This window comes from Massilia sp. H6 (assembly GCF_024802625.1).
Taxonomy (GTDB): Bacteria; Pseudomonadota; Gammaproteobacteria; order Burkholderiales; family Burkholderiaceae_D; genus Telluria.
In genome coordinates this window covers 2,408,151-2,432,418 of the sequence record NZ_CP103371.1, presented here as the reverse complement: position 1 = coordinate 2,432,418, position 24,268 = coordinate 2,408,151, and the positions used below count along the sequence as shown (strand labels likewise).

Genomic DNA, 24,268 nt, shown 5'->3' with positions numbered 1-24,268 from the left:
CGGGCAAGAGACTTGCCCCGAGCGTGAATGGACGTAGAATGCAAAAAAGCCCGGCTGCAAGCGCAGCCGGGCTTTTTTAACACCCCCGATTACTGGGCGTCGCTCGTCACGCCCAGCTGCGACGGCTGCACATTGATCTTGGCCTTGGCCTTGCTCTTGAGTGCTTCGACATAGTTGAACATCTCGGCCTGGCCCACCAGGGTCGAGATCTGCTGCGCTTCTTGCTGACGGCGCGCAGCGTCTGGCTGGGCCGCCTGCGAGACCTTGCCGATGCGGTAGACGCCATAACCCTGGCCCGGCAGCTCCACACCCACGTAGGCCGGCAGCTTCGAGACGTCCGCCTTGAGCACGGCGATCGCCGCGGTGGTGTTGATGCCTGGTTCCTTGGTGCGCGAGACCACCTTGGCTTCGCCAAAGCCGCTGACATCGCCCGAGGTCCTGGCGGCAGCCAGCTTGGCCTCGCCGGCCTGGCGCGCCAGGCGGGCCGCTTCTTCGAGCGTCACGCGCTGGCGGATGGCGGCCTCGACTTCAGCCAGCGGACGCTTGGTGGCCGGCTTGAACTCGGCCACACGTCCGGCAATGAGCACGCTCGGCGCCACTTCGATGGCATCGGTGTTGCGCTTGTTCTTGACCGCATCGGCCCCGAAGATCGCGGTCAGGAATTTCGGATGATTGAACGGCGCCTGCGCCATCTGCGGGCTCGGGGTACGGGTGAGCGCATCGACGGTCTCGATCTTCAGGCCCAGCTTGTCGGCAACCGGCTTGAGGCTGTCCGACTGCTCGTACACCATATTGGTGAAGACCTCGGCAAGCTCCGAATACTTCTTCGACATCTTCTGCTTCTTCAGATCGGCGGCGATGTCGGCCTTGGCGCTTTCCAGCGGCTTTTGCTCGGCTGGCTTGACTTCGGTCACCTTGATGATGTGGTAGCCGAATTCGGACTGCACCAGTGCGCTCGTCTCGCCCTCTTTGAGGGCAAAGATGGCGTCTTCCACTGGCTTGACGAAGGTGCCCTTCTCGACCACGCCAAGGTCGCCGCCGGCCTGGGCCGAACCTGCATCTTGCGATTGCGCGCGGGCGATGTCGGCGAAGTTGGCCGGGTTCGCGCGCACCTCGGCCAGTGCGGCTTCGGCTTTCGCCTTGGCTGCTGCCACGTCGGCCGGCTTGGCATCGCGCGCCAGGTTGATCAGGATATGGCTGGCGCTACGCTGCTCTGGCGTGGTGTAGTTCTTGAGGTTCTTGTTGTAGTACTCGCTCACCTCGGCATCGCTGACCTGGACCTGGCTGGCCACGACGTCGGCGTCGAATACGACGTATTCGGCCTTGACCTGCTCGGGGGTGGTGAACTGCTGCGCGTTCTTGTCGTAATACGCCTTGACCATCGCATCGGTTACCTGCACTTGCGGCAGGTAGGCGGCAACCGGGAACACCAGTTCCTGGACTTCGCGTTCCTGGTCGTTGATGTCGGACAGGCGCGCCGTGACGCTGCGTGGCGCAAAGGCGCTCGCCTCGATCGAACTGGAGACCTGCTGCACTGCCAGGTCGCGGCGCAGGCGCTGGTCGAACATCGCCGGCGTCATGCCTTGCGCGGCCAGCGCGGCCTTGTACTGCTCCATGTCGAAGCTGCCGTCGGGCTTGCGGAAGGCCTCGATGGCAAGGATGTTCTTCTGCAGGGCAGCGTCGCCGATGGTGATATCGCTACGCGCGATCTCGGCTGCAACGGCGCGCTCGGCCACCAGGTTGTTCAGGATTGCCTGCTTCGCTTCCGGGCTCTCGAACATCTTCTGGTCGAATTGTGCGCCCATCATGCGGCGGGCCTGGTCGATCTGGCGGCGCTGGGCTTCTTCCCATTCCTGCTGCGTGACCTTTTGGCCGGCAACGGTCGCGACGCTCGTGGCAGCGTCGCCGCGGTCCTGATAGCTGTCGACACCGACTAAGACAAACGACGGCACGATAATCACGAGCAGGACACCCTGCATCACGCGCTTGTTGTTACGAACGAATTCAAACATGGTCAGCCATTCAAGGTTGATAATGCTTTAACAGCACATGTTAAAAAAAAAGGCGAACTCGCGTTCGCCCCTTCTTGTATCCCGCCGCTAGAGAAGCGACGGACTTAACTCAATTCTGGCGGAGCGGACGGGACTCGAACCCGCGACCCCCGGCGTGACAGGCCGGTATTCTAACCAACTGAACTACCGCTCCAGAATAATGTTGTGGATGTTGGCGGAGCGGACGGGACTCGAACCCGCGACCCCCGGCGTGACAGGCCGGTATTCTAACCAACTGAACTACCGCTCCAACAAAAACACGTCATCGCATTACCTTTTCAGGCAGTGCTCCCCGCATGTCACTGCAGAGAAGGCATTAGTTTACAGCATCTTTCAGAGCTTTACCAGCCTTAAATTTTGGAACCTTGGCAGCCTTGATCTTGATGGGTTCCTTGGTGCGTGGATCGCGGCCGATACGTGCGGCGCGATCGCCCACGGTGAAGGTGCCGAAGCCGACCAGCGTGACGCTGTCGTTCTTCTTGAGGCTTTCCGTCACAGCGATGATCATCGCATCGAGTGCGCGCGTGGCCGACGCCTTGGTGATGTCCGCGGACTTCGCGATTTCTTCGATCAGTTCTGTCTTGTTCACTTTAACCCTCGTTGATTCGTTCGACGCTGGCGCGTCTGCATGCAAAAGTGCAAGCGCGTATTAAACAAGGGCAACATTCGTATGTCAAGTGACATGCGTTGCCGACCGCCCTGCCGGGGCGCCGCCGGTGTTGTTTGTGCACAGTAAGGGTCCGCGCGCACCGATCGGGCGCGCTGCCGCAAAAAAACAGGCGCCCGCAGGCGCCTGTCTGGCCGATCACCTGCCTCGGTCAGTGCTTGACCACGTCGGGCTGCCCGTCCGCGGCGGCGGCCGGCGCTACCGCCACCGTTGCCGGCGCATCGACGATCGCCTCTGGTGGGCGTTCCAGGGCAACTTCGAGCACCTTCTCGATCCAGCGCACCGGCACGATCTCGAGCTTGTTCTTGACGTTGTCCGGAATCTCGGCCAGGTCTTTCACGTTCTGCTCTGGGATCAGGACCGTCTTGATGCCGCCACGATGCGCCGCCAGCAGCTTTTCTTTCAGGCCGCCGATCGGCAGCACTTCGCCGCGCAGCGTGATCTCGCCGGTCATGGCCACATCGGCACGCACCGGGATGCCGGTAAAGGCCGACACCAGCGCGGTGGTCATGCCGATGCCGGCCGACGGACCATCTTTCGGTGTCGCGCCTTCAGGCACGTGGATGTGGATGTCGTTCTTTTCGAAAGCTTCGGCCTTGATGCCGAAGCGCTGGGCGCGCGAACGCACCACCGTGCGCGCCGCCTCGATCGATTCCTTCATCACGTCGCCCAGGGTGCCGGTGCGGATGATGGCGCCCTTGCCCGGCACGTTCACGGCCTCGATCGTCAAGAGGTCGCCGCCCACTTCGGTCCAGGCCAGCCCCACCACCTGGCCAACCTGGTTCTGCTTTTCGGCCACGCCGAAATCGTAGCGGCGCACACCCAGGAACTTGTCCAGGTTCTTGCCGTTGACGATCACGCGCTTTTCCGACTTCTTCAGCAGCAGCATCTTGACCACCTTGCGGCAGATCTTCGAGATTTCGCGGTCCAGCGAACGCACGCCGGCTTCACGGGTGTAGTAGCGGATGATGTCGCGCACCGCCGACTCTTCGACCTTGATCTCTTCTTCCTTGAGACCATTCGCTTTGAGCTGCTTCGGCAGCAGGTAACGCTGCGCGATGCTGGTCTTCTCGTCTTCGGTATAGCCCGACAGGCGGATGACTTCCATGCGGTCGAGCAGGGCCGGCGGAATGTTGTACGAGTTCGAGGTCGCCACGAACATCACGTCCGACAGGTCGAAGTCCACTTCCAGGTAGTGGTCCGAGAACGTGTGGTTCTGTTCCGGGTCCAGCACCTCGAGCAGGGCCGAAGACGGATCGCCGCGGAAATCCGCGCCCATCTTGTCGATCTCGTCGAGCAGGAACAGCGGGTTGCGCACGCCGACCTTGGCCAGCGACTGCAGCACCTTGCCCGGCATCGAGCCGATGTAGGTGCGGCGGTGGCCGCGGATCTCGGCTTCGTCGCGCACGCCGCCCAGGGCCATGCGCACGAACTTGCGGTTGGTGGCACGGGCGATGGACTGGCCCAGCGAGGTCTTGCCTACGCCCGGAGGACCGACGAAGCACAGGATCGGAGCCTTGAGCTTGTCGACGCGCTGTTGGACCGCAAGATATTCCAGGATGCGTTCTTTAATCTTGTCGAGGCCATAATGGTCGGCTTCGAGGACGTTCTGGGCGTTCTCGAGGTCGATGGTGACCTTCGATTTTTTCTTCCATGGCAGCGACACCAGCGTGTCGATATAGTTGCGCACCACGGTCGCTTCGGCCGACATCGGCGACATCAGCTTGAGCTTGCGAATTTCGGCCTGCGCTTTTTCCAGTGCCTCTTTCGGCATCTTGGCGGCGATTACCTTCTTCTCGAGCTCTTCGATGTCGGCGCCCTCTTCGCCTTCGCCCAATTCCTTCTGGATGGCTTTCACCTGCTCGTTGAGGTAGTACTCGCGCTGCGACTTTTCCATCTGGCGCTTGACGCGGCCACGGATGCGCTTTTCGACCTGCAGGATATCGAGTTCGCCTTCGAGCTGGCCGAGCAGGTGCTCGAGGCGCTTGGAGACGTTAAAGATTTCCAGGATCACCTGCTTTTGCTCGAGCTTGAGCGGCAGGTGGGCAGCCACGGTATCGGCCAGGCGGCCGGCATCGTCGATGCCAGCCAGCGATGCCAGGATCTCCGGCGGGATTTTTTTATTGAGTTTGACGTACTGGTCGAACTGCTGGACGATCGCGCGGCGCATGGCCTCGACTTCGGAGTCGTCGCCGACTTCGGATTCGACCGGGGTCAGTTCTGCGGTGAAATGGGTCGCACCATCGAGGATGGTATCGATGCGCGCGCGCTGCGAGCCTTCGACCAGCACCTTAACGGTTCCGTCGGGAAGCTTGAGCATCTGCAGGATATTGGCCACGCAGCCGATTTCGTAGATGTCCTCGGCGGAAGGTTCGTCCTTGGCAGCGGCCTTCTGGGCGGCGAGCATGATGCTCTTGCCCTGCTCCATCGCAGCTTCCAGTGCCTTGATGGATTTAGGGCGGCCAACGAACAGAGGTATCACCATATGCGGGAACACGACCACGTCGCGCAGCGGCAAAAGGGGCAGCGTCGTTTGCTCGGTTAATTTCGAAGTTGTCATGGCGTACCTTATAAAAGCGTGTTGCTGAACTTGGGCATCCGCAGCGTGAATCTCAAGGCCGCTGCGAAAATATTTTCTTCACGTAAAAGTTTATCAATTAAAGAAGAATATAGCCGTTCCAATAAAATCCGCTTTCAAATGAAAAAGCCACCGCCCGGGTAACCCCGGCGAGTGGCTTTTCGAATGAAGCCTGCGTCTTTTATTGAGGTAAATTGTACCTTCAAGAATCCGTACGGCAAGAGTTTTGTTGCAAGCGTGCGCGCTTTTTTAGTTTTCGCCCGACGCTTTAGGCGATTCACTATAAATGAGCAATGGTTTCGCGGCATTCGTGATCGTATTTTCATCGATAACGACCTTCACGACGTTTTGCTGGCTCGGCAACTCATACATGACATCGAGCAGCGCGTGTTCCAGGATCGAGCGCAGGCCCCGGGCGCCGGTCTTGCGTGCCAAGGCCTTGCGGGCAATCGCGTGCAGCGCCGCAGGACGTATTTCGAGTTCGGCGCCTTCCATTTCAAGCAGCTTCGAGTACTGTTTGATCAGGGCGTTCTTCGGCTCGATCAGGATCTGGATCAGCGCTTCCTCGGTCAGCTCGTTGAGCGTGGCGACCACCGGCAGGCGGCCCACCAGTTCGGGAATCAGGCCGAACTTGATCAGGTCTTCGGGCTCGGCTTCCATCATGATCTCGCTGGCCGCACGCTGGGTCTTGCTCTTGACCGTGGCGCCGAAACCGATACCGCCCTTTTCAGAACGGTTCTGCACGATCTTGGCCAGGCCGTCGAAGGCGCCGCCGCAGATGAACATGATGTTGGTCGTGTCGATCTGGACGAAGTCCTGGTTCGGATGCTTGCGGCCGCCCTGTGGCGGAACCGACGCCATGGTGCCTTCGATCAGTTTCAGCAGTGCCTGCTGCACGCCCTCGCCCGATACATCGCGCGTAATCGACGGGTTGTCGGATTTGCGCGAAATCTTGTCGATCTCGTCGATGTAGACGATGCCGCGCTGGGCCTTGTCGACTTCGTAGTTGCAGCTTTGCAGCAGCTTCTGGATGATGTTCTCGACGTCTTCGCCAACATATCCGGCTTCGGTGAGCGTGGTCGCATCGGCGATCACGAACGGGACATTGAGCATGCGTGCCAGGGTCTGGGCCAGCAGGGTCTTGCCGGAGCCGGTCGGACCCACGAGCAGGATATTGCTCTTGGCAAGCTCGATATCGTCTTTCTTGCCCAGGTGCTTGAGGCGCTTGTAATGGTTGTACACCGCCACCGACAAGATGCGCTTGGCCGTCTGCTGGCCGATCACATACTGGTCGAGCAGTTCGGTGATTTCGTGTGGCGTCGGCAGGTCGGACTTGGCGCCCGCCACCGACTCGACATTGGAAGTTTCGTCGCGGATGATGTCGTTGCACAGATCGATGCATTCATCGCAGATGAACACCGACGGTCCCGCGATCAGCTTCTTGACTTCGTGCTGGCTCTTTCCGCAGAACGAGCAATACAGAAGTTTTTCGCCGCTGGAGGATTTTTTGTCAGACATGGGGCAGGTTATCTAGAGAGTTGCTGGCTAATAAGTTGCTTGAATATAACGCTAATACGGACGCGCAACAAGTGCGCATACGAACATGCTACCCGAAATAAAAACGAAACGCCCGAACGTCATGCGCTCGGGCGTTTTTTGGCAACACCTTCGACCGGCGCTGCAAGCGATTCGCTTAGGCGCGGGTGGTCAGGACGCGGTCGATCAGGCCATACTCCACCGATTCGTCCGCCGACATGAAGCGGTCGCGGTCGGTATCCTTGTGGATCTGCTCGATGGTCTGGCCGGTCTTTTCGGACATGATGCGTGCCAGGCGCTCGCGCAGGTAAAGGATTTCCTTGGCCTGGATTTCGATATCCGAGGCCATGCCCTGCGAGCCACCGGAAGGCTGGTGGATCATGACGCGCGAGTTAGGCAGCGAGAAACGCTTGCCCTTGGTGCCCGCCGCCAGCAGGAAGGCGCCCATCGAGGCGGCCAGGCCGGTGCACAGCGTGGAGACGTCTGGCTTGATGAAATTCATCGTATCGAAGATCGCCAGGCCTGCCGACACCGAGCCGCCAGGCGAGTTAATGTACAGCGAGATGTCCTTGTCCGGATTCTCGCTTTCCAGGAACAGCATCTGGGCCACGATGAGGTTGGCCATCTGGTCGTTGACAGGACCGACCAGGAAGATCACGCGCTCCTTCAGGAGTCGCGAATAGATGTCATAAGCGCGCTCGCCGCGACCGCTTTGCTCGACCACCATCGGCACGAGGCCGAGGGCTTGGGTATCCAATGCCGGATTATGAATCATACCTGTCTGGTTCCTTGTAAATGAGGCCTGAAGAAAAAGCCGGCCCTGAAGGCCGGCATCGTCTTAAGCTTGAGCGTTGCCACCCATCAGTTCATCGAAAGCAATGGTCTTGGTGCTGACCTTGGCCTTGCCAAGCACATAGTTGACGACGTTTTCTTCCAAAACAAGTGCTTCGACTTCAGCCAGGCGACGACGGTCGCTGTAGTAGTACTTGAGCACTTCTTTCGGATCTTCGTAACTTTGCGAGAAGTCTTCGATCTGCGCCTTGACCTGCTCTTGCGTTGCCTGCAGATTGTTTTCACTGACCAATTGCGACAGGATCAGGCCCAAACGCACGCGGCGCTCAGCCTTGTCGGCGAACATCTCGGCCGGGAAAGGCATCGCCTTGACGTCCATGCCGCGCTGCATCATGTCTTGGCGGGTCATGTCGGCCAGACGCTCCGAATCCTGCTGGATCATGGCTTTCGGCACTTCCATGTCGGTCGCCTTGACCAGCGCGTCCATCACGGCTTCCTTGTTGCGGGCCTTGACGCGGGCGGTGACTTCACGCTCGAGATTGGCCTTGATGTCGTCGCGCATTTTTTCGATGGCGCCGTCTTCGATGCCCAGCGACTGGGCGAACTCGGCGTCGATCTCAGGCAGGTGCGCCCACTCGAGCTCGTTGAGCGTGATCGTGAAGTCGGCGGTCTTGCCGGCCACGTCCTTGCCGTGGTAGTCCTCGGGGAAGGCCAGCGGGAAGGTCTTGCTCTCGCCGGTCTTCAGGCCGATGGTCGCGGCTTCGAATTCTGGCAGCATGCGGCCTTCGCCCAGCACGAATGCGTAGTTCTCGGCCTTGCCGCCGTCGAACTCGACGCCGTCGATCTTGCCGACGAAGTCGACGGTGACGCGGTCGCCATTAGCGGCCACCGGCTCGCCGCCGTCGCCGTGCTCGCCAGCCACGCCCTTGGTGTGGTAGTGCACGCGCTGCTTGCGCAGGATGTCGATGGTCTTGTCGATTTCGGTATCGGTCACGTCGGCAGCGACGGTCTCGACCTCGACGGTGGCCAGGTCGGCCAGCACGACGTCCGGATAGACTTCGAAGGTAGCGTCGAATTCGAGCACGCCTTCAGGAGCATCGGCCTTCGGTTCGATTTTCGGGAAGCCGGCAACGCGCAGCTGGTTCTCGTTGGCGGCTTGGTTGAACGCGCGGCCGACTTTGTCGTTGAGCACGTCCGATTCGATCTGGTAACCGTATTGCGCCGCGACCATCTTGAGCGGCACTTTACCCGGACGGAAGCCAGGCGCTTTTGCCGTCTTGGCCTGCTGCCTGAGGCGCTTTTCGACCTCTGTACGGACTTCAGCTACCGGAAAGGAGATCGTCAGGCGACGCTCGAGTGTACCCAGGGTTTCGACTGCAGTTGCCATTATAAAAATCGTCCAAAAAAATAATTATTCGTGGTGCGAGGAGGGGGACTCGAACCCCCACACCATTGCTGGCGTCAGGACCTAAACCTGGTGCGTCTACCAATTTCGCCATCCTCGCGCAGGATTGCATTTTCTGCCACAAAAACAAAGGGCGCCCGACAGTAAACCCGGCCGCCCTGCACTCCTCTGTTTATGGGCTACAACTTCAGCCAATTATTTTACTGGATTTTCTGTCACTATTGGGCGTTTTTTGCTTGGCGTGCGGGGGTAGTGAGCTCTTCCATATAAACAGCATGGGGCTGCGGCGTGCAAACCGGCACGCGCAGCCCCATCGGCACCGCTTCAAATCCGGCCTGAAACTAGCGCGCCTTCGTCTCGAGCGGCTTGCCGACCCTGAACCAGGCCGCATACAAGGCCGGCAGGAATAACAGCGTCAGGGCCGTCGCTACCAGCAGCCCGCCCATGATCGCCACCGCCATCGGCCCCCAGAACACCGAGCGCGACAGCGGAATCATGGCCAGCGCAGCGGCGGCGGCCGTCAGCAGGATGGGCCGGCAGCGCCGCACCGCAGCCTCGACGATCGCATCCCAGGCTTCGGTGCCACTGGCGATGTCATGCTCGATCTGGTCGACCAGGATCACCGAATTTCGGATGATCATGCCGAACAGCGCGATCACGCCCAGGTTGGCGACAAAGCCGAACGGCCGGTCGAACACCAGCAGCGCCATGGCCGCGCCAGCGATTCCGAGCGGCCCGGTGAGAAAGACCAGCAGCGCGCGCGAGAAACTGTGCAGCTGGAGCATCAAGAGGGTAAACACGATGAACAGCACCAACGGTACGTTGGCCATGATCGAAGCTTCGGCATCCGAGCTGTCGGCCGCCACGCCTTCGACCGTGACCTGATAGCCAGCCGGCAGCCCGGCACGCAAGGCCGCCAGCTGCGCATCGACCTGCGCGGTGACGGTTGGTCCCTGGATGCCCTCGACCACGTCCGACTGCACCATGATGGCCCACTCGCGCCCTTCGCGCCAGACCACGCCCGGCTCCCACGCGAACTGCACCCGCGCCACCTGGCCCAGCGGCACCGCGCCGCCGCCGCTGGTGGGCACCAGCGCTTCAGTCAAGCGCGAGATGGTGGAGCGCTCGTCGAGCGGCTGGCGCACCACGATGTCGATCAGGCGGTTGGTCTCGCGGAACTGTCCCACCGGGGTGCCGGTGAGCGTGGTGTTGAGCACCCGGCGTACCGCCTGCGAGGTCACCCCAAGTGCGCGCAGCTTGTCCTGGTCGAGGTCCAGGCGCAGCACCTTGACCGCCTCGTTCCAGTTGTCGTTGACGCCAACCGTGTTCGGATTGGCGCGCAGGGCCTGCTTGACGCCGTCGGCCAGGGTGCGCACGATGGCGATATCCGGGCCGAGCACCTGGAACTGCACCGGATAGGCCACCGGCGGACCGTTCGGCAGCAGCTTGACGCGGCCGCGCACTTCCGGAAAATCGTTGCGGAAGGCGTCCTCGATCTTCAGGCGCAGCGCTTCGCGCGCTGCCGCATCGATTGGCAACACCACCAGCTGCGAGACATTCGACTGCGGAAAAATCTGGTCCAGCGGCAGGTAGAAGCGCGGACTGCCGGTACCGACGTAGCTGGTCACGCTCTGCACGCCCTGCTGCTGCTTCAGGAAAGCCTCGAAGCGCTTGACCGCGGCCTCGTTGGCGGCAAAGCTGCTGCCCTCGGGCGACCACATCTCGACCATCAGCTCGGGGCGGCTCGAATCCGGAAAGAACTGCTTTTCAATAAAGTTAAAGCCGAACACGCCTAGCGCGAACACGCCCAGGCTCAGCGCGATCGTGGTCTTGCGCCACTCCACGCACCAGTTCACCGTGCGCCGGAAGCGTACATAGCCCGGACTGTCGAATACGTCGTGCGCCGATCCGTCCTGGCCATGCGGTTTTACCCGCAGCAGCACGTAGCCGATATAAGGCGTGAACACGACGGCCGCCACCCAGGAAATCAGGAGCGCCAGCGCGTTGACCGAGAACATCGTGAAGGTGTATTCGCCAGCTGCCGACTTGGCCAGGCCGATCGGCAGGAAGCCGGCGGCCGTGATCAGGGTGCCGGTCAGCATCGGCATGGCGGTGGAGGTATAGGCGAAGGTGGCCGCGTCCAGGCGCGACATGCCCTCTTCCATTTTGCGCACCATCATTTCAACCGCGATGATCGCATCGTCGACCAGCAGGCCCAGCGCGATGATCAGCGCGCCGAGCGAAATCTTGTGCAGCGAGATGTCCAGCAGGCGCATGAACAAAAAGGTAATCGCCAACACCAGCGGAATCGTCAATGCCACCACCAGCCCGGGGCGCACGTCGATGCGCAGCCTGGGCTTGGTATGCAGTCCGAGGGCAATGAAAGACACCGCCAGCACGATGATGACTGCCTCGATCAAGACCTTGATGAATTCGTCGACCGAGGCGGTGACGGCGGCCGGCTGGTCGGTCACGCGCTCGAGCTCGATCCCGACCGGCAGCTGGGCGCGGATGCGGGCGACGGTGGCGTCAAGCCCTTCGCCCAGGCGGATGATGTTGCCGCCCTTTTCCATCGACACGCCCAGGCCAATGACTTCCTTGCCGTTAAAGCGCATCTTGTCCTTGGGCGGGTCCTGGTAGCCGCGCTTGACGGCCGCGAAGTCGCCCAGGCGGAAGGTAGTGCCAGCCGCGCGCAGCTGCAGGTTTTCCAGCAGCTCGACGGTCTTGAAGGCGCCGCTCACACGCACCTGCAGGTAGTCCGTCGGCGTGACCAGCATGCCGCTGGCCTCGACCTGGTTCTGGGTCGCGATCTGGTTGACGATCTGCTCGAACGGAATTCCCAACTGGGCGAACTTCTTGCTCGAGAACTCGATATAGACTTTTTCTTCCTGCACGCCGAACTGCTCCACCTTCGACACCAGCGGCACCGCGAGCAGCTGCTGGCGCACGAAGTCGGCGTAGTCGCGCATCTCGGCCTGGCTGAAGCCGTCGCCCGACAAGGCGAAGATCGAGCCAAAGGTGTCGCCGAATTCGTCGTTGAAGAACGGCCCGATCACGCCTTGCGGCAGGCTGCCAGCCATGTCGCCGATTTTTTTTCTGACCTGGTACCAGGTCGGGGCGGTGTCGGCGGCCGGCGTCGATTCGCGCAGCTCGATGATGATGGTGGTTTCGCCCGGCTTGGAAAAGCTGCGGATGCGGTCGATGTAGGGCGTTTCCTGCAGCCGGCGCTCGATCGGATCGGTCACCTGCTCGGCCATCTGCACCGCGGTGGCGCCTGGCCAGACAGCGCTGATCACCATGGCGCGGAAGGTAAACGGCGGGTCTTCGTCCTGGCCCAGCTGCTGATAGCTCAGGATGCCGCCGATGAGCAGCGCGGCGATCAGGTAGCGCGTCAGCGGAATGTGTTCGAGCGCCCAGCGCGACAGGTTGAAGCCCTTCATCGAGCGCCACCTTTTGCTGCCGCAGCCTCGGTATCGGCACGGCGCGCGATGTCGGCCGTGAGGATGCGCACCCGCTGGCCCGGCTTGAGCAGGTGCACGCCGGCAGTGACCACAGTCTGGCCCGGCTGCACGCCGCCCGAGAGCAGCAGGTCGTTGCCGGACTGGCCCGCCACCTGGACCGGGCGCAGCTGCACCGTGGCGGCGCCCGAACGGTCCTTGGCGACCACCCAGACGCTCGTGGCCCCCTGGTCGTGCACCAGGGCGCTGAGCGGCACCCGCAGCGCGGCCGTGCCGGCGGCGGCGTTGCTGGCCAGTTCCACCGTGGCGCTCATGCCAAGGCGCACGTCCTGGCCGGGCGGCAAGGCCACCTTGACGGCATAGGTGCGGGTGGCCGGATCGGCCACCGGTGAGACTTCGCGGATCTTGCCTGGAATGACACGGTCACGGTCGGCCCACAGGCGCACGCTGACCTGACTGACATTGCGCAACTGGCCGATCCGGCTTTCGGGGATGCCGATCACGACTTCTTTCTCGTCGGTGCGCGCCACCCGCACTACCGGGGTGCCGGCGCCGACCACCTGGCCGACTTCGGCCTCGATCGCGGTCACCACGCCGTCGGCGTCTGCTTCGAGATTGGCGTAGCCGGTCTGGTTCGACTGCCCGCGCAAGCCGGCGCGCGCCGCATCGACCCGGGCCTGGGCCGCCTTCAGCGCGGACGCCTTGGCCTCGAGTGCCGACTGGCTGACGAAATTCTGGGCACGCAAGTCCTGGTGGCGCCGGTAATCGGCCTGGGCCAGTTCGCGCTCGGTCTCGGCGGCGCGCAGCGCGGCCTGCGCCTGCGCTTCGGCCAGGCGCAGGTCTTGCGGGTCGAGTCGCATCAGTACCTGGCCCCGATTCACGCTGGCGCCGACGTCGACCTTGCGCTCGACGATCTTGCCGCCGACCCTGAAGCCCAGGCGCGATTCGTAGCGCGGGCGCACGTCCCCCGAAAATTCAACCCGTTCGGTGCCGTTATCGCGAGCCAGCTCGATCACGCGCACCGGGCGCACGTCGTCGGCCTTGGGGGCTGGCTTGTCGCAGCCGGCGAGCATGGCCACAGCCAGCGCTGCCAGCGGTACGGTCAGTGAAAGACGGAAAGACTGGAACACGGTGGACCCTTTGTCGTGGCGATGCCCGGGCATGGGCAATCGGTGTCGGCATTTTGTAATTTGTATTTGTTACTGAGCAATTATAATCGTGGAAAACCATGTCAACCCCGCTTTAGAGGCAACAGTCAAATATGCCCGTCGAGCATTACGAGAACTTCCCGGTTGCGTCCTTCTTGCTGCCGCGCCGCCTGGTGCCCGCGGTCGAGGCGATCTATGCCTTTGCACGTAGCGCCGACGATATCGCCGACGAGGGCGAGGCCAGCGCGCCCGAGCGGCTGGCGGCGCTGGCGCACTACGCCCATGCCCTGGACGCGATCGGGCGTGGAGAAACACCTCCGGAACCGATGCTGGCCCGGTTGTCCAGCGTGGTCACCGAGTTTCGCCTGCCGCTGGCGCCGCTGCACGACTTGCTGTCGGCCTTTCGCCAGGACGTGGTCACCACCGGCTACGCCGATTACGCCACCTTGCTCGACTATTGCCGGCGCTCGGCCAACCCGGTCGGACGGCTGATGCTGGCGCTCTACGATGCGGTGGACGAGCGCAACCTGCGCGATTCGGACGCCATCTGCACCGCCTTGCAGCTGATCAACTTCTGGCAGGACGTCGCGATCGATCTCGCCAAGGGCCGCATCTACCTGCCGCTCGAAGACCTGGAGCGCCACGGCGTATCGGCGGCCGACCTGGCGGCCAGCCCGGCCAGTCCGGCCTGGCGCGCGCTGATGCGCTTCGAGGTCGACCGCGCGCGCGCGCTGATGCTTGGCGGCGCCCCACTGGCGCGCCGCCTGCCGGGCCGGGTCGGCTGGGAGCTGCGCCTGATCGTCCAGGGCGGCTTGCGCATCCTGGACGCCATCGAGCGCGCCGACTACGACGTATTCCGGCGCCGGCCCACGCTGGCCGGCACCGACTGGCTGGCGGTGCTCTGGGGCGCGCTGCGCATGTAGGGCGGCCGCATCAAGCCAGCCGCGTTCGCTGGGCAGTGCCGGCATCGGCTAAGATAGCGGGTTCGCATCACCCATTTTCGCTTCGACCAATAAGTAACAAGACCATGTCCCCCGACGAATACTGCCAGCAAAAAACCGTCCAGAGCGGCTCCAGCTTCTATTACAGCTTTCTGTTCCTGCCTCAGGAGCGTCGGCGCGCGATCACCGCGCTGTATGCGTTCTGCCGCGAAGTCGACGACACCGTCGACGAAGCGAGCGACCCGTCGGTGGCGCGCATCAAGCTGGCCTGGTGGCGCACCGAGATCTCCAGCATGTACCAGGCAAGGCCCACGCACCCGGTGTCGCAGGCGCTGCAACCGCACCTTGCCCCCTACCTGCTAGAAGAGCAGCATCTGCAGGCGATCATCGACGGCATGGAAATGGACCTCGACCAGAGCCGCTACCTCGACTATCCCGGACTGCAGAAATACTGCTGGCGCGTCGCTGGCGTGGTCGGCATCTTGTCGGCCAGCATATTCGGCTACACCAACCCGCAGACCCTGGCGTATGCCGAGAAGCTCGGGCTGGCCTTCCAGCTCACCAACATCATCCGCGACGTCGGCGACGACGCGCGCAAGGGCCGCATCTATCTGCCGGTGAACGAGCTGCAGCAGTTCGGCGTCACCGCAGCCGACCTGCTGGCCTTTCGCCACAGCGAGAAGTTCGACGCGCTGATGCGCTTCCAGGCCGAGCGCGCGCAGCGCATGTACGACGAGGCGCTGGCGCTGCTGCCGAAAGAAGACCGGCGCGCCCAGCGTCCGGGCCTGATGATGGCCGCCATCTACCGCACCTTGCTCGACGAGATCGAACGCGACGGCTTCCATGTGCTGAACCAGCGTATCTCGCTTACGCCACTGCGCAAGCTGTGGCTGGCCTGGAAGACTTATGTCCGCACCTAGCGCCGGGCTGCGGGTCCTGGTCGCCGGCGGCGGCTGGGCCGGTTGCGCGGCGGCGGTTGAACTGGCGCGCGCAGGCCACCGGGTCACGCTGGCCGAGGCTGCGCGCAGCCTGGGTGGTCGTGCGCGCGCGGTCGAAGTGCACGGCAAGACGCTCGATAACGGCCAGCACATCCTGCTCGGCGCCTATGGCGAGACGCTGCGCCTGCTGCGCCTGGTAGGTGTCGACCCGGATACCGCCCTGCTGCGCCTGCCGGTGCAGATGCGCTATCCGTTTCCGGGCGTCGGCGGCGGCATGGATTTCGTCGCCCCGCGCTGGCCGGCGCCGTTTCACCTGATTGGCGCGCTGCTGCGCACCAAGGGCCTGGAGCGCGCCGACAAGCTGGCGCTGGCGCGCTTGCACAGCGCCGCCAGGTGGATGGGCTGGCAGCTGTACAACGATTGCACGGTGGATGAACTGCTGGAACGCTTCGGCCAGAGCGCGCGCCTGAATCGGCTGCTGTGGCACCCGCTGTGCATCGCCGCCCTGAATACGCCGCCCGCGCGCGCCTCGGCCCGGGTGTTCCTGGCGGTGCTGCGCGACAGCCTGGGCGCCAGGCGCCGCGCCGCCTCGGACATGCTGCTGCCGCAGTGCGATATGGGCGCCCTGTTTCCGCAGGCGGCGGCGGCCTTTGTCGAGCGCCATGGCGGCGCCGTTGTCACCGGCGCCAGAATCGATGCCCTCACCCGCGACGGCGAGCACTGGCGCTGCTCGGTGCAGGGCGACGCCGCGGACGCTGGCGCCGTGCTTGACGCCCGCTTCGACGCGGTCGTGCTGGCCACGCCGGCGGCGCAGTCGGCGGCGCTGCTCTCCCCCTATCCGGAAACGGCGCAGCTCGCAGCCCAGCTCGCGGCCCTAAACTACGAAGCCATCGCTACCTGCTACCTGCAATACGATCCTGCGCTGGCGCTCGAGCTGCCGTTCTACGCGCTGCTGGACAACCCCGCGCTGGGCCGCTGGGGCCAGTTCGTCTTCGACCGCGGCCAGCTCGACCCGGCCCATGCGGGACTGCTCGCCGTGGTGGTCAGCGCCGCCGGCGACGCTGCCCAACTCCAGCAGGATGCGCTGGCCGCCGCCATCGCCGCGCAGCTGGCACACGAGCTGCGGCGTCCTGAACTGGCTGCGCCGCACTGGAGCCGGGTCATCACCGAAAAGCGCGCCACCTTCTCGTGCACGCCCGGCCTGGCGCGCCCCGGCAACGATACCGCGCTGCCAGGACTGGTTCTGGCAGGCGACTTCACCGCCAGCGACTACCCGGCCACGCTGGAGACGGCGGTGCGTAGCGGGATCGGTGCGGCGACGGCTATCGGCGCGCCGGGCACCCTGTCCCGCGAATTGCGCAGCCTGTCGCACGACCCTGGCGACCAGCCGCGCGCTTGCGTAAGCTAGCAGTATCGACATATTCGTTGACAGGGAAGGCGCCATGAACTCCCGGCCTGGCCTGCGTACGCTCGCGCCGCTGGCCGTGGACGCGGCCAGCGCGATCGACAGCATTCCGGTTGTCGGGCATCACTGATCAAAAGGTAGAGCAGCACATGGGCAAACTGGAATATCTCGACGCGCTCAAGCGCGCCATGACGGGCTTGCCGCCGGAGACGCAGGCCAAAACGCTGGGCTGGTACGAGCAGCGCTTCGTCGACGGCATTGCGGCTGGCCGTAGCCAGGACAGCATCGCAGCAGAACTGGGCGACCCGCGCAAGGTGGCGGTTACGCTGCGCGCCAGCGCCCACATGCACGCCTTCGCCGAGAAAAAATCCCCGGCCAACGCCTTGCGCGTGCTGGTGGGCGGCGCCGGGCTGGTGGTCTTTAACCTGTTCATGGCGATCCCGGCCGCGGTTTACGCCGCACTGCTGGTCGCGCTCTACGCCTGCGCGATCGGCTTTTACGCCTCCGGGATCGCCATTACCGCCAGTTCACTGGCCGGCGCCAGTGAACTGGTGCTCGACAATCCATTGCATCGGGTGGTGATCGGCGACGACGGCGAGCGCCGCGAAACCGTCGGCAACATGCGCACCCGCATCTCGTTCGGCGAACACGGCATCGAGATCCACGACGAAGAAGAACCGGGCCCGGAGCCGGGGCCGGCGGCAGCGGACGAGCCTGCGGACGCGCTGGGGCGCTCCGGGGGGGTGATCCGCCGCGCCGAAAGGGTGGCCGAGAGTGGCATCCGGATCACCACCGACCTGGACCGCGAGTCGCGCACTACCCAGACAGGCGTCGGTTTGGCGATGGTGCTGGGCGGAATCGTGCTATTTCTGCTGTCGCTGCTGCTCACCCGCTATACCTTTGTCGGACTCAAACGCTATATCCGCATGAACGTTTCGCTGCTGAAGGGGGCGTGAGATGCGCTCTTTGCTGAAAGTCGGATTTGCCCTGCTGCTGCTGGCCTGCGTGCTGATCGCCCTGGCCTATGGGGTACTGCGCGCCAACGGTGTGGCAGCGGCCACCGAGGGCCGCGAGTTCGCCAGCGAAACCCGCGCGCTGCCGGCCGGCGTCAACGCGGTGGAACTGAACGGCCCGATCGACCTGACGCTACGCTATGGCCCCACGCCATCGCTCGAGGTGCGCGGCGAATCTCGCCTGCTGGGCAACGTGGACGTGAGTGCCGAGGGCGCTGTGCTGCACATCGGCATCCGCGGCATGCTGCTGCGCCACCGCCGTCCGCTCGAAGTCGAACTGGTACTGCCAAGCCTGGCGGGCGTGGCCGTAGACGGCAGCGGCGCGAGCAGCGTCAATGGATTTTCGGGCGAACGGATCGAGGTGCGCATGGAAGGACCGGGCAGCCTGCGCTTGAACGGGCGCTTCCGCCACGTGCGGGCAGCGCTCAGCGGCAGTGGCGAGCTGGAACTGAACGCCGGGGCCGGCGCCGACAGCGTCGAGGTCGCACTGACCGGTTCCGGTCGCATGACCGTGGTCGGCAGCACCCGCGAACTGGTGGCCACGGCCAGCGGTTCGGGCCAACTCGAGGCGCGCCATCTGCGCGCCGCTACGGTCAAGGTGGACCAGACCGGCTCGGGCAGCACCACGGTACAGGCCCGGCGCACGATGGCGGCAACGCTCTCGGGCAGCGGCGACATCGAGGTGTTTGGCAACCCGGCCGAGCGCAGCGTCAGGCGCACCGGCACCGGCAGCGTCACGTTTTCGGATTAAGCGCGCTTCACTGTTTGCTCTCGCACGATCGGCTTCTCGGTCGTAGCATGCGCCTGTTTCGAGCAGCTTCTTACTTTCGCTCGAAAGTAAGTCGTCAGACACCCAAAGCGGACCACCCATATATTTACAATTCGTAGCGATTCTTCTTTGGATGCGTGCGCTTGAATTCCATCAGACTGAATATTGCGGTCATACCGAGGCCAACACTCACGACGATATGGTCCTTCACATCGAAATGCATTCCCGCGATTACAATCAGGACCGTGCCGATAAGATCATACCAGAGGGCCATTTTCCAACGCCGCCGCCAGGCGAGTACAAACACGCAGAAAGCTATGGCAAGCACGCCCCACCCAATAAGTATCGCTGGTATTCCTGCAATTTCCAATTATCATCTCCGATGAAAATTTAAATGAACCAAGCCTGTTGTACTTCTAGCCATGTCGAAACCTTATTCGCGCGCGCTTATTCCACATAACCGGGCGGTCTCAAGAACCAATTGTAACACCGGGTTAATGAACCGAATCGGCCTGCATTTGTAACCTGGCCATATGCTCGGTATAAACGGCGAGCGGTGTTTTCCATCCATGCGTTTCTCTGGGGCGGGTGTTGAGGGATAACGCGATGGCGTCGAGCTCGTCCCGGGAGTAGATCGACAAGTCAGAGCCTTTCGACATGTACTGTCGCAGCAAACCGTTGGTGTTTTCGTTAGAGCCGCGCTGCCATGGGCTGTGTGGGTCGGCAAAGTAAATTTGCACGCCGGTGCGCTAGCTCAGGATTTTGTGGCCGTGCATCTCGCGGCCCTGGTCGTACGTCATGGACTTGCGCAGCGCCGCTGGCTGACGATTAAGGACAGCGGAGAAGCTGTCGACGACCGAGCGGGTGCCGGCATTGTCCATCTTGGCCAGCACCACGAAACGGTGAGGTAGCCTGAGAGTTTCGAACACTCCTGTTTGGTAAACTGACTAAAGGGAGTCAACATGAGCAAATCAGAAAAACTCACCTACATGAAAGAGTTCCGCACCGAGGCGGTCAAGCCGGTGCTGGAGCAAGGAATGTCGCTGGAAGAGGCTGGCGTAAGCCTGGCTCTGCCGAAGGGCACGCTGGCGAACTCCTTGGGTCGCAGCCAGACGAGGCGACGGCGCGGCAGCAGTCCTAGGCGGCAGAAGCGTGGCCGAGCTGGAAGCAGAAGTGACGCGGCTGCGCAAGGAGTTAGCTAATGCCAATGTCGAGGTGGAAATATCAAAATGCCACCGCGTACTTTGCATGGGAGTCGCTGCCCGGTACGCGCAGGTGAAGGCAATGCGACCCGACTATCCGGTCGAATGACTGTGCCGCGCGTTTGAGGTTTCGCGTAGCGGATTTTATGCCTCGCTGCGCATGCGGTCTACCCCGCGAGCCCGGCAGGATGCGGTGCTGAAGGTGGCTATCCAGGCCGAGCACCGGCAGAGCCGCGACTCCTACGGCACGCAGCGTGTACAACCCGAACTGCGGGAGCATGGCTTCATCGCGGGCCGAGACCGGATCGCACGCTTGCGGCGTGAAATGGGCTTGCGCTGCCGGCAGCTGCGCGAGATCGTCGCCTCGACGAACTCGCACCATAGCCTGCCAATTGCCGAAAACCTGCTCGAGCAGCGAACCGAGTGCGCCGAGCCACGCGTGGGGCACAGACATTACGTACATGTTGCCGGTAGTACAGGAGTTGCGCCTGGCGGCTTGAGCATTCACCGGGAAGGACTCACAGGCAGTCCATGTTGCACCGAGAATCATCGCCTTCTTGTCGGAAATTTTTACACGATTGTTCTGAGCAAAAACTTTGCATCCAACCTCGGCATTGGCATCGTTGTGATGAGCGGCGTGCAGACGTTTTCTGCTCAAGCGCGGGGCCCTAATCCGAGCTTCAATTTCGTTATCGATGTTGCCGACACGTTTTACTATGATGGTGTGAGCAGCTTGCTGATGGACATTAAACTCAATAGCGGCAATATCGCTACGTCTCTTGATGCAGTCTACTCGACTACTTCCGGCCTTGGCCGCGTATTTGGTGGTATCAATAGCCAAAACGGTTTCAGCGATCAACCGGGCCTTGTTACCGCTTTCGAAGTAGAAGGCACCAAGGTCCCGGAGCCGGCGACACTGGCCTTGTTCGGGATTGCACTGCCAGGTATCGCGTCGACGCGCCGCAAGGGCAAGTCCACACTGTAACGACCGATGCCCCGGAGCGGGACGAGGAAACATCTTCAATCCACCGCCCCAATCTTTAACGATGCGAAGTGCGGTCAGGTCCTGACGGCGCTTCGCCGCTTGCCCGCTACCAAGCTGGCAGGGCGCGGCGGCGCGCTGCCGCTGGCACTGGCACTCTGCTTCAAGACGCGCCAGGTAGTTGGCAAGGCTCCTCATGCTCTTGAACAGCGAAATGATTGATGATCGCCATCGCGTCATCAAGTGCCCTCGTCGCTGCTTCGTAGTCCAATTCAAGGAAACATCGTTGCGCAATGCCCTGATCGCGTGAACGCACTGTCGGTGGGCGTGCTGGCTGCGCGTGCCGAGTTCGCCCAGCAGATGCGACAAATCCACCAGCCGCGTTGAAACTCAATCTGCTCATCGGAAAAGTTGAGCAACCGCTGGATCAGCAACACATATCTCAAACGCAAAATCGCGGATCACCGACCTTCCAGCCTTAGTCTAGAAAGGTTGATTTTCTATTGATGCTTGCTTTTCATCAATGCGAAGCAAAGAAATATACGGCTTCTCAATGCTAAAATCATTTCAAATCAACAGGAGGAAGAAATGTTTGGCGAAACAATCTTCAGTTTAATAATTGAAATTTTTGTAAATATAAAGACGAGAAAAAGCAAATTTTTGAATTGGCTCTTTTGGACACTGTCCTCAACCATTATTTTACTCGCACTAATATTAAGTTAGTTTCCTAATAATCCGGATATGTACGGCGCTAGCGTCGAATTAAATATTTCAATCTGAGGGTATCGCACGTTTAAACCGCCGCCACTCTCCCGAAAGCGCCTAATTTTATTTTTTAACAGAATTAGGCAGGCAGTGGGAAGTAGAAGCGGACGCTTTAAGTCTGGGCAGGTAGCCCTCAACCGGTCATATCTGGATTGCGCGGCAGAGGTTAGGGATACTCCTGGATTTGCCAGTTTGCCAAGGCGTAAGTTTCCGGAGCGATCGTGAAGACGTCACTCTTGATGACTCCTAGATCGACTGCATCATTGTGTTTCCCCCAATCGAACAAGAGGTCTAACTGTTGCGATTGGGTTCGAACCGTGGAATACCAGGTCGACATTTTTTGCCGCTCGACCGCTCCATAAATTTCCGGCATTCTTGTGAACTCGTTATCGGTTAGAGGGGGCATGTACCAAAAAAACTCACCCCGGCTTTCATCGGTTGCAAGACGCCAGTAGGCGACGCCGAGCGGGCATTTCCGCCGCAGGTGACCGAGTAGAGCGTCTTTTGCATTCTCTGCGAGATCGCGGGCCTTTTCGCTGCCCCGAGAAAAGCTGGTGACTGTTACTTCAGTCTGGAATCGAACATACGCTGCCGTTCCGTCGAAAGCCGTAGCCGCAAAGTAGTACCGGGTTCTCTCAATACGCTCGGAACCGATGGCGGAAGAATATCCTGACCAATTCCTTCTCCCCCTTCCAGGCTCATCATAATCGCCATCAATTTCACCGCCACCCCTCCCCTTGCCTGCGCCACGACAGTTCGTATACTCGGCATGGTTGGGGTTTAATTGATTGGAACGGTTATCGTTGTCTGATTTTTTAGACATGACACTCCTCTATTCGTTGGCACAAGTGTTCGCCGCGTAAGTAACCTACCGCAGGCTTTAGATATGAATATTGATTCTAGCCGAGCAATCTGATCAACTCATCAAAAATAAACTTCCCGCTGTGCTTGTCAGATAGTCGACCAATCGATCTTCTCTTTTTCACCTGTTAGTCGAAAAATAAAATAGTTGACCGATTGAAACTCATTTGAAAATACCGCCAGATCAAAATTTGTTCCGCGTTCGGTGTTATATACTAGCCAAAAGCTATTTATCTTCTTAATAACAAGCTCGCCAAATCCAGCCGCGATTTGGCTACCTAGGGCGTATTCATTTCTGCCTACTCCTTTTGCGTCAAGAAACTGGCGGACTCTACGGAGCAATGGCTCGATTGCCACTGGATTTGGGTGGGGAATTTCAAAGTCAAACTCTGGTAACTCGATAATCATGAAATTCTCATTAAGCAACCTAAAGCAATTAACTGTTCTACTGACTTTTCAGTCTCATATTGGGCGCCCTTCCCAACCTCATCAAACCATGGTGTTGCTGGCCCCGATTTTACGGCAATTCGCTTGGTGACTTCATATTGATGATATGGGGCTAGTTTATCGGTCCCAGGTGGCGACGCACGTCCCTCGTACGAAGCACAATTTCGAGCTAGAATACGACCGTGTTCTCCACCATAACGATCCAGTTTAGTACCAACGGCCAATTTCTTTCTAGTTGGCGCTCCATGAAACCCATCATTAGGTGGATACCACCGATTACCATCGGGTTTTTTCCAACCTGCAGCTTTCGCAGCCATTCTCTCTTCACATGGATCATTCTTTTCTGCAACACGACGGGATGTTCTTCTCTGTGCCGAATTGCCAGATAGCCCGAGCGGACCTATCCAACCGACAGGGTTCGGGGCGTATGCATAAATATTGATGCCGCAGAGTAGACCAATCGGATCTTGCGTGAGGTAGCGCGCCATGTCGGAATCGAGTAACGATGCCGGTTGTAATGTAGTCCGGTCTCTTCATCAAAGTATTGTCCCTGGAACCGAATCGGATTCCATATCCCAGCCCTGTTCGCCGCATCGCTGATCGCCTCCTTTGCTGTCCCCACGCCTTGTACTGCGCCGACCACGCGACCTTGCCCTCACAGTCCGTCAACTCCTGCGGCGTACCCAGATGATCGCATTGATAGAAGGCGATCTCTTCCTTACCGAACGGCTCGGCTTCATGTTCGTACTCACCATTCCACAGCGGATCAAGAGCAATATCGTACTTGCCGTCGTTGCCCGCTAGCAGCGCTTTCACATCGGTGGTAGGGGCCAGTCGAAGTGCCCGGCTTCGGGTGGCCTGCACCAGCGGAACGAAGCTGTCGCGCTCGTACACATAGTGCACGGTCCGTTCGTCCGCCGCATAGCCCTGGCGCACGCTGCTTTCCAGGGCCAGCATGTCGCCGTCCCAGCCGTACATGGTCCGGGTCGTTTTCCGTAAGGCCGTGCCTTCCTAAGAATGGGCGAAGCCAGTGCACCAGCACAGCGCCAGCAACGCCTGTCCTGGCCGTTGCTGGCCCAGGCCCGGCTGCGCGGTTGACGAGCTGGCTTGAGCGTCGTACATTGGCTGCACGTAGAAGCTGGCCCTGCAAGTAGTCGGCGAACATGCAACACGCAGTCCGTCAAAACACCCCCATGCGCGGGAAAGTTTGAGAAACGCCGCTTCGGCTCGCGCTTCTCAATGTTTTCTTCGCGGAAGCTGGCTACCGCGCGGCATTCGCCGTTTCCCTCCCAGCACTTTTCGTTTCTGTG

The 24,268-nt window shown here is 61.2% G+C and carries 20 protein-coding genes, 3 tRNA genes and 1 pseudogene; 7 read left to right on the top strand and 17 right to left on the bottom strand.

What is annotated here, in order from left to right; all coding sequences use genetic code 11:
• Positions 1-89: 89 nt before the first annotated feature.
• From NRS07_RS10860 to NRS07_RS10810, 11 genes are all read right to left on the bottom strand, one after another.
• On the bottom strand, positions 90-2,012 hold the full coding sequence (locus tag NRS07_RS10860; RefSeq protein WP_259206409.1) for a SurA N-terminal domain-containing protein: 1,923 nt from the start codon (positions 2,010-2,012) through the stop codon (positions 90-92).
• 116 nt (positions 2,013-2,128) lie between these two features.
• Positions 2,129-2,205 (bottom strand) — tRNA-Asp (locus NRS07_RS10855).
• Between the two features lie 19 nt (positions 2,206-2,224).
• Positions 2,225-2,301, bottom strand: a tRNA-Asp gene (locus NRS07_RS10850).
• 66 nt (positions 2,302-2,367) lie between these two features.
• A complete protein-coding gene (locus NRS07_RS10845; protein ID WP_259206407.1) occupies positions 2,368-2,640 on the bottom strand; it encodes an HU family DNA-binding protein in 273 nt (90 codons plus the stop codon).
• A gap of 229 nt (positions 2,641-2,869) precedes the next feature.
• Positions 2,870-5,278 (bottom strand): endopeptidase La, encoded by a 2,409-nt coding sequence (lon, locus tag NRS07_RS10840; RefSeq protein WP_259206404.1) that lies wholly within the window; start codon positions 5,276-5,278, stop codon positions 2,870-2,872.
• A gap of 267 nt (positions 5,279-5,545) precedes the next feature.
• A complete protein-coding gene (clpX, locus tag NRS07_RS10835; protein ID WP_259206402.1) occupies positions 5,546-6,814 on the bottom strand; it encodes an ATP-dependent Clp protease ATP-binding subunit ClpX in 1,269 nt (422 codons plus the stop codon).
• A gap of 175 nt (positions 6,815-6,989) precedes the next feature.
• Complete coding sequence (clpP, locus tag NRS07_RS10830) at positions 6,990-7,607, bottom strand: ATP-dependent Clp endopeptidase proteolytic subunit ClpP (RefSeq protein WP_259206399.1); 618 nt, start codon at positions 7,605-7,607, stop codon at positions 6,990-6,992.
• Positions 7,608-7,670: 63 nt separating this feature from the next.
• Complete coding sequence (gene tig / locus NRS07_RS10825; protein ID WP_259206397.1) at positions 7,671-9,011, bottom strand: trigger factor; 1,341 nt, start codon at positions 9,009-9,011, stop codon at positions 7,671-7,673.
• Between the two features lie 31 nt (positions 9,012-9,042).
• Positions 9,043-9,129 (bottom strand) — tRNA-Leu (locus NRS07_RS10820).
• 241 nt (positions 9,130-9,370) lie between these two features.
• The gene (locus NRS07_RS10815) at positions 9,371-12,469 is read right to left on the bottom strand and encodes an efflux RND transporter permease subunit (protein WP_259206395.1); all 3,099 of its coding nucleotides are present in this window, start codon (positions 12,467-12,469) and stop codon (positions 9,371-9,373) included.
• Complete coding sequence (locus tag NRS07_RS10810; protein ID WP_259206394.1) at positions 12,466-13,650, bottom strand: efflux RND transporter periplasmic adaptor subunit; 1,185 nt, start codon at positions 13,648-13,650, stop codon at positions 12,466-12,468. Before NRS07_RS10810 ends, NRS07_RS10815 begins: the two co-directional genes overlap by 4 nt.
• 98 nt (positions 13,651-13,748) lie before the next feature.
• Between NRS07_RS10810 and hpnC the strand changes: the two genes are divergently transcribed.
• The 5 genes from hpnC (at position 13,749) to NRS07_RS10785 (ending at position 18,683) form a co-directional block, all read left to right on the top strand.
• A complete protein-coding gene (hpnC, locus tag NRS07_RS10805) occupies positions 13,749-14,558 on the top strand; it encodes a squalene synthase HpnC (RefSeq protein ID WP_259206391.1) in 810 nt (269 codons plus the stop codon).
• A gap of 104 nt (positions 14,559-14,662) precedes the next feature.
• Positions 14,663-15,496, top strand: coding sequence for a presqualene diphosphate synthase HpnD (gene hpnD / locus NRS07_RS10800; RefSeq protein WP_259206389.1), 834 nt, complete (start codon positions 14,663-14,665; stop codon positions 15,494-15,496).
• On the top strand, positions 15,483-16,922 hold the full coding sequence (gene hpnE, locus NRS07_RS10795) for a hydroxysqualene dehydroxylase HpnE (protein WP_259206379.1): 1,440 nt from the start codon (positions 15,483-15,485) through the stop codon (positions 16,920-16,922). Before hpnD ends, hpnE begins: the two co-directional genes overlap by 14 nt.
• Positions 16,923-17,068: 146 nt before the next feature.
• The gene (locus NRS07_RS10790) at positions 17,069-17,875 is read left to right on the top strand and encodes a DUF1700 domain-containing protein (RefSeq protein ID WP_259206368.1); all 807 of its coding nucleotides are present in this window, start codon (positions 17,069-17,071) and stop codon (positions 17,873-17,875) included.
• A gap of 1 nt (position 17,876) precedes the next feature.
• Positions 17,877-18,683, top strand: coding sequence for a head GIN domain-containing protein (locus NRS07_RS10785; protein ID WP_259206366.1), 807 nt, complete (start codon positions 17,877-17,879; stop codon positions 18,681-18,683).
• A 124-nt stretch (positions 18,684-18,807) separates the two neighbouring features.
• Here the strand turns inward: NRS07_RS10785 and NRS07_RS10780 are convergent, their stop codons facing one another.
• Complete coding sequence (locus tag NRS07_RS10780) at positions 18,808-19,071, bottom strand: DUF2628 domain-containing protein (RefSeq protein ID WP_259206362.1); 264 nt, start codon at positions 19,069-19,071, stop codon at positions 18,808-18,810.
• 124 nt (positions 19,072-19,195) lie between these two features.
• Positions 19,196-19,600 (bottom strand): annotated as a pseudogene (locus NRS07_RS10775) (IS30 family transposase); the annotation flags it as partial.
• Between the two features lie 63 nt (positions 19,601-19,663).
• Between NRS07_RS10775 and NRS07_RS10770 the strand changes: the two are divergent.
• Positions 19,664-19,903 (top strand): hypothetical protein, encoded by a 240-nt coding sequence (locus NRS07_RS10770; RefSeq protein WP_259206360.1) that lies wholly within the window; start codon positions 19,664-19,666, stop codon positions 19,901-19,903.
• A gap of 160 nt (positions 19,904-20,063) precedes the next feature.
• On the top strand, positions 20,064-20,888 hold the full coding sequence (locus NRS07_RS20350; protein WP_373889823.1) for an IS3 family transposase: 825 nt from the start codon (positions 20,064-20,066) through the stop codon (positions 20,886-20,888).
• Positions 20,889-21,816: 928 nt separating this feature from the next.
• On the opposite strand, the gene NRS07_RS10760 is transcribed toward NRS07_RS20350, so the two are convergent.
• The 4 genes from NRS07_RS10760 to NRS07_RS10745 all read right to left on the bottom strand — a co-directional run bounded on the left by NRS07_RS10760 (position 21,817) and on the right by NRS07_RS10745 (position 23,936).
• Complete coding sequence (locus NRS07_RS10760; protein ID WP_259206355.1) at positions 21,817-22,473, bottom strand: hypothetical protein; 657 nt, start codon at positions 22,471-22,473, stop codon at positions 21,817-21,819.
• A 128-nt stretch (positions 22,474-22,601) separates the two neighbouring features.
• Positions 22,602-22,919, bottom strand: a complete 318-nt coding sequence (locus NRS07_RS10755; protein ID WP_259206351.1) for a hypothetical protein — start codon at positions 22,917-22,919, stop codon at positions 22,602-22,604.
• On the bottom strand, positions 22,916-23,275 hold the full coding sequence (locus NRS07_RS10750; RefSeq protein WP_259206349.1) for a TNT domain-containing protein: 360 nt from the start codon (positions 23,273-23,275) through the stop codon (positions 22,916-22,918). Before NRS07_RS10750 ends, NRS07_RS10755 begins: the two co-directional genes overlap by 4 nt.
• A 16-nt stretch (positions 23,276-23,291) precedes the next feature.
• Positions 23,292-23,936, bottom strand: a complete 645-nt coding sequence (locus tag NRS07_RS10745; protein WP_259206346.1) for an RHS domain-containing protein — start codon at positions 23,934-23,936, stop codon at positions 23,292-23,294.
• Between the last annotated feature and the right edge of the window lie 332 nt (positions 23,937-24,268).